This window comes from Dickeya sp. Secpp 1600, from assembly GCF_003049805.1.
In the GTDB taxonomy this organism is placed as follows: Bacteria; Pseudomonadota; Gammaproteobacteria; order Enterobacterales; family Enterobacteriaceae; genus Dickeya; species Dickeya fangzhongdai.
The window spans coordinates 1,840,999-1,853,690 of sequence record NZ_CP023484.1 but is presented as its reverse complement, the minus strand read 5'-3'; the positions used below and the strand labels follow the sequence as shown (position 1 = coordinate 1,853,690).

At 54.9% G+C, this 12,692-nt stretch carries 9 protein-coding genes; 2 read left to right on the top strand and 7 right to left on the bottom strand.

What is annotated here, in order from left to right; translation table 11 throughout:
- Positions 1 to 194: 194 nt before the first annotated feature.
- From CPA59_RS08295 to CPA59_RS08280, 4 genes are read right to left on the bottom strand one after another with little or no spacing between them, the layout of a single operon-like run.
- Entirely contained in the window at positions 195 to 854 is a 660-nt protein-coding gene (locus CPA59_RS08295; RefSeq protein ID WP_161131149.1) for a methionine ABC transporter permease, read from the bottom strand.
- Positions 851 to 1,642 carry a methionine ABC transporter ATP-binding protein gene (locus CPA59_RS08290; RefSeq protein WP_072093975.1) on the bottom strand — a complete coding sequence of 264 codons (792 nt, stop codon included), beginning with the start codon at positions 1,640 to 1,642 and terminating at the stop codon, positions 851 to 853. The genes CPA59_RS08295 and CPA59_RS08290 overlap by 4 nt, the downstream gene beginning before the upstream one ends.
- Before the next feature lie 3 nt (positions 1,643 to 1,645).
- The gene (locus CPA59_RS08285) at positions 1,646 to 2,452 is read right to left on the bottom strand and encodes a MetQ/NlpA family ABC transporter substrate-binding protein (protein WP_038660006.1); all 807 of its coding nucleotides are present in this window, start codon (positions 2,450 to 2,452) and stop codon (positions 1,646 to 1,648) included.
- A gap of 43 nt (positions 2,453 to 2,495) precedes the next feature.
- Positions 2,496 to 3,530: an isopenicillin N synthase family oxygenase gene (locus CPA59_RS08280; RefSeq protein ID WP_107759064.1), complete on the bottom strand. Its 1,035-nt coding sequence runs from the start codon at positions 3,528 to 3,530 to the stop codon at positions 2,496 to 2,498.
- Between the two features lie 507 nt (positions 3,531 to 4,037).
- Here CPA59_RS08280 and CPA59_RS08275 point away from each other — a divergent pair.
- Positions 4,038 to 4,814 carry a DUF2076 domain-containing protein gene (locus tag CPA59_RS08275; RefSeq protein ID WP_038660012.1) on the top strand — a complete coding sequence of 259 codons (777 nt, stop codon included), beginning with the start codon at positions 4,038 to 4,040 and terminating at the stop codon, positions 4,812 to 4,814.
- 371 nt (positions 4,815 to 5,185) lie between these two features.
- Here CPA59_RS08275 and CPA59_RS08270 read toward each other — a convergent pair whose 3' ends face one another.
- Positions 5,186 to 7,429, bottom strand: coding sequence for an NACHT domain-containing protein (locus CPA59_RS08270; protein WP_107759063.1), 2,244 nt, complete (start codon positions 7,427 to 7,429; stop codon positions 5,186 to 5,188).
- A 726-nt stretch (positions 7,430 to 8,155) separates the two neighbouring features.
- On the opposite strand from CPA59_RS08270, the gene CPA59_RS08265 reads away from it, so the two are divergent.
- Positions 8,156 to 9,091 (top strand): LysR family transcriptional regulator, encoded by a 936-nt coding sequence (locus tag CPA59_RS08265; RefSeq protein ID WP_038918606.1) that lies wholly within the window; start codon positions 8,156 to 8,158, stop codon positions 9,089 to 9,091.
- Here the strand turns inward: CPA59_RS08265 and CPA59_RS08260 are convergent.
- Together CPA59_RS08260 and CPA59_RS08255 are read right to left on the bottom strand one after the other, a co-directional pair.
- Complete coding sequence (locus CPA59_RS08260; protein WP_049842652.1) at positions 9,078 to 9,812, bottom strand: DUF6250 domain-containing protein; 735 nt, start codon at positions 9,810 to 9,812, stop codon at positions 9,078 to 9,080. The two genes, CPA59_RS08265 and CPA59_RS08260, sit on opposite strands and share 14 nt — an antisense overlap.
- Positions 9,813 to 9,921: 109 nt before the next feature.
- On the bottom strand, positions 9,922 to 12,690 hold the full coding sequence (locus tag CPA59_RS08255; RefSeq protein ID WP_107759062.1) for a Tat pathway signal sequence domain protein: 2,769 nt from the start codon (positions 12,688 to 12,690) through the stop codon (positions 9,922 to 9,924).
- Between the last annotated feature and the right edge of the window lie 2 nt (positions 12,691 to 12,692).

The window sequence follows — 12,692 nt, the reverse complement described above, 5'->3', positions numbered from 1 at the left end:
GACCTGATTATTTTATATTCTTCCCACCTGCATGGATAAATAACATGTTATACCTTATTTTTATTTGATTCTTCCCATCGCCGGGGGATAAGGCGAATTACACCATCAAAATTACTCACAGCCAATCGATTGAATGGCGGGGAAACTGGGGATAAGCGCCCGCCGGGCAGGCGCGTACCGTTGGAAAGCCGTGATTAGCGCCGGTAGGCCAGCGACCGCACCAGTCGATCGCCCAGCGACTGCACCAGTTGCACCAGCAGCACCAGAACGATCACCGTTCCCGCCATCACTTGCTGATTAAAGCGTTGATAACCGTAGCGGATTGCCAGATCCCCCAGCCCGCCGCCGCCAATCACCCCCGCCATTGACGAAAAGCCAATCAGCATCACCACCGTCAGCGTGATGCCCGCCAGAATCGACGGCAGAGCTTCCGGCAACAACGCCTTGGTAATCACATGCCAGACGGTGCCGCCCATCGACACAATCGCCTCTATCCGGCCGCGATCCACCTCAGCCAGCGCATTTTCCACAATGCGAGCGAAAAACGGAAACGCGCCGACGGTAATCGGCACCACCGCGGCGGTGCTGCCCAGCGTCGTGCCGACCACCCAGCGGGTAAACGGGATCAGGGCAATCAACAACACCACGAACGGCAGCGAACGTCCGACGTTGATCACGCCGCCCAGCACCGCGTTCACCCGCGGCAACGGCATGATGCCCGACTGGCGGCTGATAAATAGCAGCACACCGGTCGGCAGCCCCACCAGCACGGTAAACAGCGCCGCCAGCCCCACCATGTACAGGGTTTCCAGCGTCGCGTTCAGCATAATCGGGAAAAAATCTTCCCAGCTCAGGCGACTTTGCACAATTCGCCCTCCTCTACGCCGTGCCGCCGTAAAAACGCGCGCTCGGCGTCCAGATCCGGCAACAGCGCCTGTCGCAGGCGGGAAGTCGGGTCCGCCAGCAGCGTTCGCAGCGCGCCGCTTTCCGCCACCCGGCCTTGCTCCAGCAACGCCGCGTGATCGCAAATGGCTTTGACCACCTCCAGCTCATGGGTGATCAGCACAATGGTTAGCCCCAGTTGCCGGTTGATGTCGGCCAGCAGCGCCAGGATCGACGCGGTAGTTTCCGGGTCGAGCGCGCTGGTGGCCTCGTCGCACAGCAGATAACGCGGCTGGGCCGCCAGCGCGCGGGCGATGCCGACCCGCTGTTTCTGCCCGCCGGACAGCTGCGACGGATAGGCCTGCGCCTTGTCGCTCAGCCCGACCAACGCCAGCAACTCCGTTACGCGCGCCTCCCGTTCACGCTTGCCGGCCCCGGCGATTTCCAGCGGCACCGCCACGTTATCCCGCACAGTACGGGCATGCAGCAGATTGAAATGCTGGAAAATCATACCGGTGCGCTGACGCTGCTGGCGCAGCGCCCGCGGCGACAGGCTGGCGATATCGCAGTCGTCCATCAGAATACGGCCCGAGGTGGGCCGCTCCAGCAGATTGAGGCAGCGAATCAGCGTACTCTTGCCCGCACCGCTACGGCCGAGAATGCCGTACACCGCCCCTGACGGAATGGTCAGCGACACATTCTCCAGCGCGGGCTGCGCGCAGCCCGGGTAGCGTTTCCCCAGCCGTTCAATGCGAATCATGCGTTATTGCCCCGCCACCGCAATCACCGACCCTTTGTAGCGCTGGCTGATGAAGTCAGCCGTGGCTTTGGACTCCAGATCCTTCGCCAGTTGTTTGATGCGCGGATCGTTTTGCAGCGCCGGCGTAGTCACCAGAATATTGGCGTATGGGTTATGGCTGGCGCTTTCCAGCCCCAACGCATCGCGGGACGGCACCAGCCCGGCTTCCAGCGCATAGTTGCCGTTGATCACCGCCAGATCGACGTCATCCAGCGAACGGGGGATCTGCGCCGCTTCAATCTCTTTAATCTTCAGCTTTTTCGGGTTTTCGGCGATATCTTTCGGCGTCGCCTGATCTTTCGACGGGTCGCTATAACCCGCCTTGAGTTTGATCAGCCCCTGCCCCTGCAACAGGTACAGCGCCCGACTGAGGTTGGTGACGTTGTTCGGCACCGCCACGGTGGCGTTCTCCTTCACCTCGCCGAGCGATTTGTATTTTCGGGAATAAATCCCCAGCGGTTCGATATGCACCGTGGCCGCCACCACGAATTTTTTGCCCAGCGCTTTTTCCTGATCGCGCAGATAAGGCACGTGCTGGAAGTAGTTGGCGTCCACATCGCCGCTGGCCAGCAGTTCGTTGGCGTTCACGTTGCCGCTCAGTTCAACCACCTTCAGCTTCAGCGACGGATCCGCCTTTTGAATCTGCGCCAGAATTTCCGCATGCGGCACCGGGTCCGCCGCTACCCGCAAAGCATCGGCCGCCTGAGCCGATACCGACAGTCCCATTGCCAATGCCATCGCCGTCAGAGCAAAAAAATTATGATTTTTCATTTTGTTATCCCTTGATGATTTTCATTGTGATGACTAACCGAACTCAGGCGGTAACCGCCTGCTGCTGCGCCTGCAACACATCGCCGTAGTAGCGTTTAGCCACTTCCGGGTGAGAGCGCAGGCGCCCTTTCAGATAGTTCCAGCCCACTTCGCGCAACAGCGGGTTGTTGGGGTCACTGGCCGGCCCGCGGGCCAGTTTCGCCAATGCCGGCGACAGCGGAAACACCGGCACCACTGCATCCAGTTGCGCGCCGAGGAAAAAGGCCACCGACAACCGATCCTGACTGGCCGGCGGCGACACCACCCGGTGCACGGTGGCGCGCAGATAGCCGTCGGTCGCCAGTTCCAACAGTTCGCCGATATTGACCACGAACGAACCCGGCAGCGGGTGCGCCTCTACCCATTGACCCGGTTCAACCTCCACCTGTAAACCGGACTGTTGGTCCTGCAACAGCAGCGTCAGAAAGCCGGAATCCTTGTGCGCGCCAACGCCTTGCTGGCTGTCCGCCGTCGCCCGGCCGGGGTAGCGAATCAGCTTGATATGTTCGCTGGGTTTATCGCCGTACAGCGCATCAAACGCGGTTATCGGCAACCCCAGCACTTCAGCAAAAGCGCGCAGCAGGCGCAGCGAAATGCGGGTCAGGGTTTGCTGCCACTCCAGCAGTGCGATTTTCAGTTCCGGCAGCGACGCCGGCCACTGATTCGGCCCCTGCAACCGTCGCCAGGCGGGATCGCCGGATAACAGCCGCAGCGGCGGACGCTCCGCCCCGATATCAAACTGCTCGCGCCAGTCCGGCTCGCTGCGGGTACGCTCCGCGCCAGCGAGGTTGTAACCGCGGAAATGGGGAGAGTGAATCATCGCCACCCGCTGTTTTTCCGCGTCCGGCAATGCAAAAAAAGCGCGCGACAACCGTTGAACGCGTTGTTGCAGTTCCGGGTCGACGCCGTGGTGGGTCAGGTAGAAGAAGCCGGTTTCACGCGCGGCGTGATTCAGGCGTTGCAGAAAATCGGCACGTTGCCGGGCATCGCCGTCAAGCTGGGAAAAGTCGAGTACAGGCAGGGAAACGGGTTGACTCATGGCGGACTCCATTAATGAAATTAACAAATGTCGAAATCTTCGGCATGGAGCAACCGCAACAACACAAACGGGACATGGTGATTCCTCTTGGTCGATAAATAGGAAACCGGTTGGCAAAACGGCCCCCAAATGACGCATTCAGACCGTGCAAGCCACGCTGTGTAGCGTGACATCACCTCGCTGATACAGCGAGCGTACGGCGCCCTTAGCGGCGTCGCCTGCGCGGCCTGAGAGCCAGCGCGGGCAGGCTCCCGGCGTGTGTAAAGTATTAATCACCATTTCCCCCGGCAGGTAAAATATCAATAGCGGCAAAGGTAAGACGGAAACCGGCAGAGCGGTCGGCATCGGTTTGCCGTAATTGGTAACAAATTTGTAAGCAGCTTTACCCGACAATCATGTATTAGCCCGGAGGAACGCAGTAGGATGACGGCGAAGGGTGTGACAAAACAGCCGCAGGACCGGCCTGAACGGGCGGGTCCGCAATCCAATATCTCTTGAGGTAATCCTATGCAATCTGAAGAACAACGCCTTATTGATGGTCTGTTTAGCCGACTGAAAACAGCCGAGACCAACACGGGCCCTCGGGATCTCAAGGCAGAACAGCAAATCAATGACCACATTCGCCAGCAGCCGGCCGCGCCTTACTACATGGCGCAGGCGATGATTATTCAGGAAGCGGCGCTGAAACAGCTGGATCAGCGGGTGAAAGAACTGGAAGCCGAGGTCAACCGGCTGACGCAGGAAGCGGCTGCCCGTCCGCAGCAAAGCAGCGGCGGTTTTCTGTCCGGCCTGTTTGGCGGCGGCAACCGCAGCAGCGCGCCGCAGCCGTCGCAACCGGCGGGTTATGGTCAACCGGCCGGATACGGTCAACCGAGCCAGCCGATGGGATATACGCCGCCGGCGCCGGGTTACGGCCAGCCGGCACCGGGTTATGCGCAACCTGCGCCGTCCCGCGCGGGCGGTTTTCTGAGCGGCGCGTTGCAGACCGCAGCCGGCGTGGCGGGCGGCGTGGTGCTGGCCGACATGCTGACCGGCATGTTCCACCGCTCGCAGCCGGAAGAGATCGTCAACATTATCAACGAAACCCCGATGCTCAACGAGAATCCGCTGGGTAACGTCAGCGACAGCTTCCGGGATTTCGGCGCGAATAATCTGGACACGTTCAACGGCGCCGGCGCTGGCAACAACTTTTGGAACAGCAACGCCGGCGACGAACCGCAGAACAGCGACTACGACAATTACGCGGCTGATGATTCCTACGACGACGACGATTCCTACGTCTAATCCCCGCCCCCCTCCCGCTGACGCGGGAGGGGCCACGTTGTATAGAAATCGTAACCACTTGACCGTCTCCCCACGGGAGACGTTATTCGGCTTCAAACAAAATAACAAGACGGTACCCCTACCGTGTTATCTGTAACACCTAACTACCAACGAAAGCCGTACGTCGCAAACTCAGCCAGTTGATCTATTCCGCCCGGAACTCTGATTTAGCCTGGCACCAATTTGAGAAGAGATCAGAACTAAAATGAGTATACTTACATACTCTAATTGTTATTGATATGATCTCATTATTTAAAACGGGATTCCATAGGCGACATCAAACTTAAATTAATTAAAAATACATTTAATATTAACAATAAATAAAGATCGCACTAAGAATCTAGCTTAGTTATTTTTAACCACAACTCATCTTTTGACATTGACAATTCAGCCATGATTCTTTTCATCCTTTGGGTGTATTTTCTTATGGGTTTATATATTTTACCCTCATTGCCATTGATAATTTCGACATATCCTTCATTAATTAAAGAATCAATCACACTCAAAATTGCCTTTTTTTGTTTGCTATTATTAAATCCTTTTATTAACGAACTTTCCTTTCTTCCTGCCCCTCTTTGAAAATATATTCTCTTTAAAATGGAAATTAACGCAACCTGGTGCTCCATTAATCCAACAGACCTAATATCAACTGTATTATCAACAGAAGAATACTCTCCTATATCAGGTGATATCATCCACTCAGGAATACCAGAGAGAGCTGAAATGCCATCTAGCTTATTAACAATGCATTCTTTCAATTCCACACTATTTTCCGGATGAAATTTACTTCCTATTAAATTTAACTCATTTATCAAACAGTTACTTAAATACACATTTCCAAAAATAGCGTTACCAAAATTTAAAAAATCGAAGTAACAACCTGAAAATGATACCCCTCTGAAGTCTATAGACGATTGTTCATCGTACTCATTTATAAGACTCGACCAAAAATCAGCCGCTGCCTGATTATTGTTTTCATTCTTTGAATATAAACTTATCTTACTTATAACTTTATTTATCTCTTGGTTTTTTATATACTCAAAAACAAGTCTCTGTCCAAAAGATTTTATTGGGTTAATCCAATCTTTATATCTATTAATTTCCATATGATTATCATAATTCTCAACTAAAAAGTCAGCTCTTAATCCATCCAATATATAATCGTCAATGAATTGATAATCTAAACTATCGTTCGACACTCGTCCAATTGAGGGGATTCTAGCAAGCATAATAGCCGACTCATCTGTAGCATTACGACCAGTTACCTCGGCAAAAACCTGGCTAAATTCACTTAGTGTTATTGGCCCAGTATCCATTGGCTTTTTCCTAGTAAGGTTAGAAAGCCCCATGAGAACTTTTTTTATTACTCTTGAATCCAAAACACTATTATTAATATTAGCTTCTCTTTCACATATAAAATCAATTAGTTTATTCCAAAATTCAATTTCATTATTAATTTCACCATTTATTATTAGACCGCTATCCTTTAGTGTGGATATTAGGTGAAATATCAAAGGTTTCCTTGGTGCCCAGTCTGGAATAGACAGATCTAATAAATTTATATTTTTCATGTATTCTTGCATTTCATCATTACTAAATTCATCCTTACACGAAATCAGTATCGATGTATTTTCTTTTATACCTAAAAATGAAAACATTTCCTTATCACTAGTAAAATAATTTTCTCTACCTGTGATCAATATTCCTCCCTTTGCCTTTTGAATCAAATCTCTTACTCCGACAAGGGCATCTTTTTTTGTATCTTGTAACTTAGCTGGTTCACTACTCCACTTTTGAGAGCCTACTTCATCAAAACCATCAAGTAGAAACACTACATTAGGTAAATCTAAAAGCTTTGTTGAATGGTTAACTTGCTCAGGAGAAAAAGATAAATCTTCGAAATGCCTTCTTATTATTTCATTTGCTCTTTTTAGGCTCCAATTCTCTCTTAAATTTATACCAAATGCATAGGAGTAATTATTCTCTGCCGAATAAAGAGAGAATACTTCACTTAAACACCTACTTTTACCAGATCCAAAACTACCTGTCAAAATAACAACCTTTCCTTTATCGAGGTAATTTTTTATATCTTCAATGGAATAATTTTCATTCTTTTTTTTATCTACATATTTTACTGGAACATATGGAAGATCATCTAATTTACCAGTCAAAGGATCCACTGCACTCCCGAAAGTTTTTTTTCTTCTCGAATATTTATAAGTTTTGTAATCTACAAACTTACATTCAAATTTTTCAACACTAATTATTTCTATATTTAACTCTGCCGCTGTATTCTTCATGTTATCTGATGGCTCTCTATCAAGAACCATTAAGCAATGAGTAAATATATTTTTATTAATATTGCTACGTCTGACTATGTCAAGCTTTCTTATATCAGCTCTAACCTTCTCTAAAGTGAAATTCTCTGTTATTTCTATTGCACACACTTCATATGCAGATTTTTCAATATAACAATCAATTTGTTCGCCAGCTATTAACCTAGATTCTGCTTTTCTACTGTATAGACATTCAGCTATTGTGCGAACTTTTTCTTCCAAATCTTTCCAAGATGGCATAAATAGCCTCCATTTAATTAGACTAAAAACAATCATTTCATGTAATAGTGCAGTTATGAAAATCACAACCACCCATTATTTCATTATTTAACAACACTCAAACCCAGTAAAAAATCGGATACACTAACACAATAAAAGACGGTATGGTGATATTCATATACCAGTCTCAAAAAATAATCAACATCGACTGCTTATAATAAAAATCATAATCCTGCACAAAAATAGACAGCTATGACATAGCTTAGAAAAAGCCAAGAAATTAATCCAGTAGAGTATTAATTTTTCAACACTATCTGATTTAGTCACTGCGACATGAAATGTAATAACATTTCTCTCTTTAAAAATAGACATTCTTAATGCTATTTCATGCAACCGTTGCAAGAGCAAAGCACATACCCCAGTAACAAGTCATTATAGATGATCACCTTCTCGTCCACAAATAGGGAATAACTTTGAAAACGACCATACCATAATATAAATTAACTTTAAATAATCGAGCTAAACTGATCATGGAATTACATTTGCATTATAAATATCGGCAGCCTCGTGGCACCCTAAAGTATCTAACAAAACTGGATATACTATGGATAAATCATTTCTCACATCCTACATGTTCATTATATATAACAACCCGTAATATGGCCGCCCTATTGGTTATTTGTTGATGGGGGCGCCAGGCTGATAGCCTGTTCAGTCTGTCCGCCGCACAACATTGCCCTGAATGCCATGAACATCGACCTGCGTCAGTTACGCCACTTTATTGCGCTGATCGAGCACCGGAATTTCACTTCGGCGGCGCAGGCCATGAACATTTCACAGTCGGCGTTCAGCCGTAGCATCCAGTCGCTGGAACAGAGCGTGGGCGCGCGGCTGATTGACCGTCACCATAATCTGGAACCCACCAAGAAAGGGCTGCTGGTGCTGGAGCACGCCCGCCGCCTCACCCGCCACGCGCAAGATTTGATAAACGACATCGAGCAGTTCAGCGAAAAAGAGAGCGGCGAGGTGCATTTCGGCTGCGGCCCGGCGCCGGCGGCCTGGCTGATGCCGCAGGTGATCGGCGAATTCTCCCGCCAGTATCCACGGGTGCGGCTGGTGTTCCGGGTCGATAACTGGCAGGCGCTGGGGCAACGCCTGATGGCGGAAGAGTTTGCCTTTATCGTGGCCGATACCCGCCATTTCGAGCTGGACGCTCGCTATAACGTGCAGCCGCTGAGCCGGCACCGCTGGGGCTTCTGCTGTCGTCAGGGGCATCCGCTGGCCGCGTTTGATGAAATCAGCGTCGAGCAACTGTTCAGCTACCCACTGGCGGCCACCGTGCGCCCGCCCAACCTGCGTCAGGCGCTGGTGCGGCTGAGCGGTCAACAGGATATCCGCACCGGCATTGAGTGCGAAAACGGCTACAGCCTGCTGGATGTGATCCGCCAGTCCGACGCCATCGGCACCACCAATCACCGTCACGGACCGCTGCAACAGCCGCCGGACGGCATCCACATGCTGAAAATCACCGGGCTGGATGACGACACCGACGAGTTCTACACCCATTACGGCATCGTCAGCCGCGCCGACTCCCGCCTGTCGTGGCTGTCGCAGCGGCTGATCGCCATGTTTTTACAAGTGGATCAGGCGCCGCATCGCGCCAGCGCCTCTACAGCGGCGTAACGCTGAATTCGCTGATCGCCTGCCGTGAAAATACCGTCCGCAAGCCAAAATAGCCGCTGGCGGGCGGCTCGGCATAGTGGGCGCGAAAGTAGAGTTGGTTATCGATCAGGAAACGGGTTTCAGTGCGGTCCACCTCGATGGTCACCCGATAACGATGCCCGGCGCGCAACAGATGCGCTTCATCGGTGAATTCCCCCAGCAGTTGCCGCTCGCCGTGGCCGTTGTAGTAGCGAAAACGGGTGGTGCTGTTCCAGTTACCGCCCATGCCCACGTAATACAGCGCCAGATTATCGTATTCGCCCAACACGCCGTGGCGGGTGAACAACGAAGCGCGGGCGGGGTCCCGCGCCGCCCAAAATTGATTGAGATCGGAGAGCCGATCGTTCGGTTGCCCCTGTACCAGCACTTCGCGCAGATAGCTAATGCGATACCTGCCGGATAGCGGCTGGTCGAGCCATACCGTTAGCCCGGCGGCGGTATCCAGCGTCAAACTGTGTTCGTCAATGTCGATACGGGTGCGCGCCGGCTCTTCCTGCTCCACCCGCCAGCGCAGTGGCTTTCCGTCAGCGGAGTGCGCCCATTGCAGCGAGAACTGCCGGGCGTCTGATTCCCGATGAATACCTGATTCCCGCTGGGAGCCGCCTTCCGTGGCGGCGGTACACGCCTGACCGGCGTGACTTTCCATAACCGTGCTCTGTGCGCTATAGCCTGTGTCCGTCATTGATAATGTCCTGATGATGTCCTGTTGAAGCCCGCCGCGGCGGGCGTAATTATCTGGCGTTCGTCGTTATCGGACCGTGTTATCGGGCCTGTCGCTGGCTGAAGTATCGCTATCTGGGCGGCACGTCTCCCGCCAGCGCCAGCATGGCGATGGCGGTCAGCCCCCACTGCGCCACCGCATTGGTGGACAGGTTGGTGTCGGCGGCGCTGCCGGAACGCTGATCGATCGACGAGTCGATCTCCGCCTCTTTCACCGGGTAGAGCACCGCAGGCGGCGTTATCAGCCGTACCTGCCGGTTGGGGTGGACAATGCCGCCCTCGCCGTCCAGAAACTCGCGCCAGGCGCGCCGGACCAGCGCCTTGTCGTGCTGACGCCAGCCGGCAAACGCGCTCAGCCGGGCATGGCCCTGCACCAGATTGCGTTTTTTCACCGGCTGGCCGACAAACTTGCTCAGCGCCGCCGGGTCGTTGTACAGACGGCAATAGTCCAGCCAGGCGCGCTCGAACGCCGGGTCCGGCAATACCTGCAACAGTTCCGCGCAGACTTCCGCCAGCCCGAACACCGCGCTCAGATGCGAAATAAACCGTTGATCGGCCGCGGCAGGCCGGAACACGCCGGTATCCGGGTCCATCTCCGCCAGCCCGGTGAAGAAGCCGTGCGGCTGGGCCGCAATCGACCGCATACTGTTAAGCAGACGATCGCGTATCGTCGCATCATGTCGCCGTTCCCAGGCGGTCAGCCAAGCCGCCGCCACCGCGCCCCAGTCGGTGCCGAAATAGAGGCTGACCAGACGCTCGTCGGCAGGCGGTGGCTGGCCGATCTTGCGGCCCGGCATCACCCGTTGCAGCGTGCGCAGCGCCTCCACCTGCTCATCCATCAGCTCGCCGATGCGTTCATCGGCGGTCAGGTAATACAGAAAACGCCGGTTCGCCACGGTGGAGATGCGCAGTTGCTTGGCGCTGTCGCCCCAGTGGCGCACGTTGTGGCGCGACCCAAGCGGCTGGAAGCGCCCGGCATGGTGTACGTCCACCTCGCCGGTGTGGCGGGTCATCGCTTCCGCCATGCGGAACACGTCCGCCCGGCCGCTACGCAGAAAGTAGTACCACAGCCACAGATCGGTGCTCAGCTCCGAGTTATCCCAGGCATAGCCTCCGACGTCATAACGCCAGACGTGGCGATCGCTATCGTAGGTGTGCATCACGTCGCCAAAATCCCAGAAGCCGTACCATTTCCGCTGATCCACTTCCTGCTGATAGAAATCGAAATACCACGCCAGCTGTGCGTCCAGCGCCGGTTGCGGCTGATGCCCCGGCGCGGCTGGCGACCATACCGGGCCAAACGCGCCGGCGCGCTGTAAATCGGCGCCGTCGGCCACCAGCAGCGGCGGTTGTTGGTGACGGCGGGCCAGCGCCAGCAGCGTGTCGCTGTCCGGCGTAGCGGGCAGCACATCGAGAAACAGTTCGCTGGTGCGGGCGACGCCTTCCGGGGTGGCGAACCCCGGTTCGTAATCCTCGTAGGTGATTTCCAGCGCCTCGCGCTGCTGTTCGAAACTCGCCTGCCCCATGCCGTCGTGATAGAAGCGCAGATCCATCGGTTCCGCATACGGCGACCACAGCCACAGCGTGATCGTGGCCAGATCGGTATGCGCGCGCTGAATCTCCAGACAGGCCGGGTAGCTCTGCCAGAAATGACGGATACCGAACGCCACCCCGCCGGCGGGCGACCCCAGATAGCCGGTGCCGGAGGCCCGCTGCCCGGTGGCGGACAGCAGCCAGCCCTGCCCGGCGGCGGTGCGTTTATGGATTTGGTAGCCGTCGGGGTGATGCTGGGTCAGCCGGTAACTGCCGAACGCCGGAATGTAGTCCAGCCGCTTGCCCACCGCCGGGGGAAACTGCGCGACCGGCGGGGTGGCCTTTCCGGCCAGTTGCGCCGCGATAACCGCCTCGCCCGGATCGCGCCGCAAGCCGGTCAGGCCGCGTACCGCCTCCCGAAACAGCCCGCCCTGCGCCGAGGTGAACCGCACGTGGCGGTCGTGCAGTTCGCCCTGCTGCGGCGCATCAAACGCCACCCCCAGCCCTTTGATGAAGGTCTGTTGCTCATCGCCGTCGTAAATAATGGTGTGCAGCAGGCGCAGCGACGCCGAACCGGCATAGAAATAGAGCCGCACCACAAACGGCAGACGAGTGACGCCATCCTGCGCGGCATGGCGATGCACACCGCGCAGGGCGATGACCGCACGCTGCGGCCCGTTCTGCTCCAGCGTGACGCGCGCGGCGTGCCCCTGAAACGTCTCCACCGTCAGTGGCCCGTCCGTCCCTTCGCCGGACTGGATCTGCAACACCAGCCGACCGTTGCCGAGCGCCAGCCTGCCGTCCTGCCACAGCTCACCGATCAACCGCTCGCCATTTTTCGGCACCTGACAACGCAGTCGACCGGTATCCACCACCCAGTCCTGCGCCGTTTCGGTGACGAGGGCGGCGTCCGTTGCGGTAACCGGCGGCGCGGGCCGCAGCGACAGCCCGTGGCCGGGCGCGTGCCCGCCGCCGAGCGCATGGGCCGACCACTTCAGCGAGCCGTCCGGCCAGTAGGCCAGCGGCCAGCTCTGTAACACGCGATCCGTCTGGCCGTCTTCGCGCAGCACGAACCCGCTGTCGGCAGGCACCTGCCCTTGCGGCCAGGGCACGCCCCAGGTCACGCCGCCGAAGCTGGCGGGCGGTTGCCGCTCCAGCCAGTTCAGCCGTACCGTTGGCGTAGCGTCGGCAGCCGTGCCGCCGCCCGGTGCGCGCGCCGCCAGCGCCCGGTTCCACAGCGGCGTCGACAGCGCCAGCAGGGCGCCGTTACGGATGAAACGACGGCGCGAGGTATCATGCAGTGGCATCG

Bases quoted from the DNA above. Each gene is read 5' to 3' on its own strand.
- CPA59_RS08280 (WP_107759064.1), bottom strand. From the start codon at position 3,530: ATGAGTCAACCCGTTTCCCTGCCTGTACTCGACTTTTCCCAGCTTGAC.
- CPA59_RS08275 (WP_038660012.1), top strand. From the start codon at position 4,038: ATGCAATCTGAAGAACAACGCCTTATTGATGGTCTGTTTAGCCGACTG.
- CPA59_RS08265 (WP_038918606.1), top strand. From the start codon at position 8,156: ATGAACATCGACCTGCGTCAGTTACGCCACTTTATTGCGCTGATCGAG.
- CPA59_RS08285 (WP_038660006.1), bottom strand. From the start codon at position 2,452: ATGAAAAATCATAATTTTTTTGCTCTGACGGCGATGGCATTGGCAATG.
- CPA59_RS08260 (WP_049842652.1), bottom strand. From the start codon at position 9,812: ATGACGGACACAGGCTATAGCGCACAGAGCACGGTTATGGAAAGTCAC.
- CPA59_RS08255 (WP_107759062.1), bottom strand. From the start codon at position 12,690: ATGCCACTGCATGATACCTCGCGCCGTCGTTTCATCCGTAACGGCGCC.
- CPA59_RS08270 (WP_107759063.1), bottom strand. From the start codon at position 7,429: ATGCCATCTTGGAAAGATTTGGAAGAAAAAGTTCGCACAATAGCTGAA.
- CPA59_RS08290 (WP_072093975.1), bottom strand. From the start codon at position 1,642: ATGATTCGCATTGAACGGCTGGGGAAACGCTACCCGGGCTGCGCGCAG.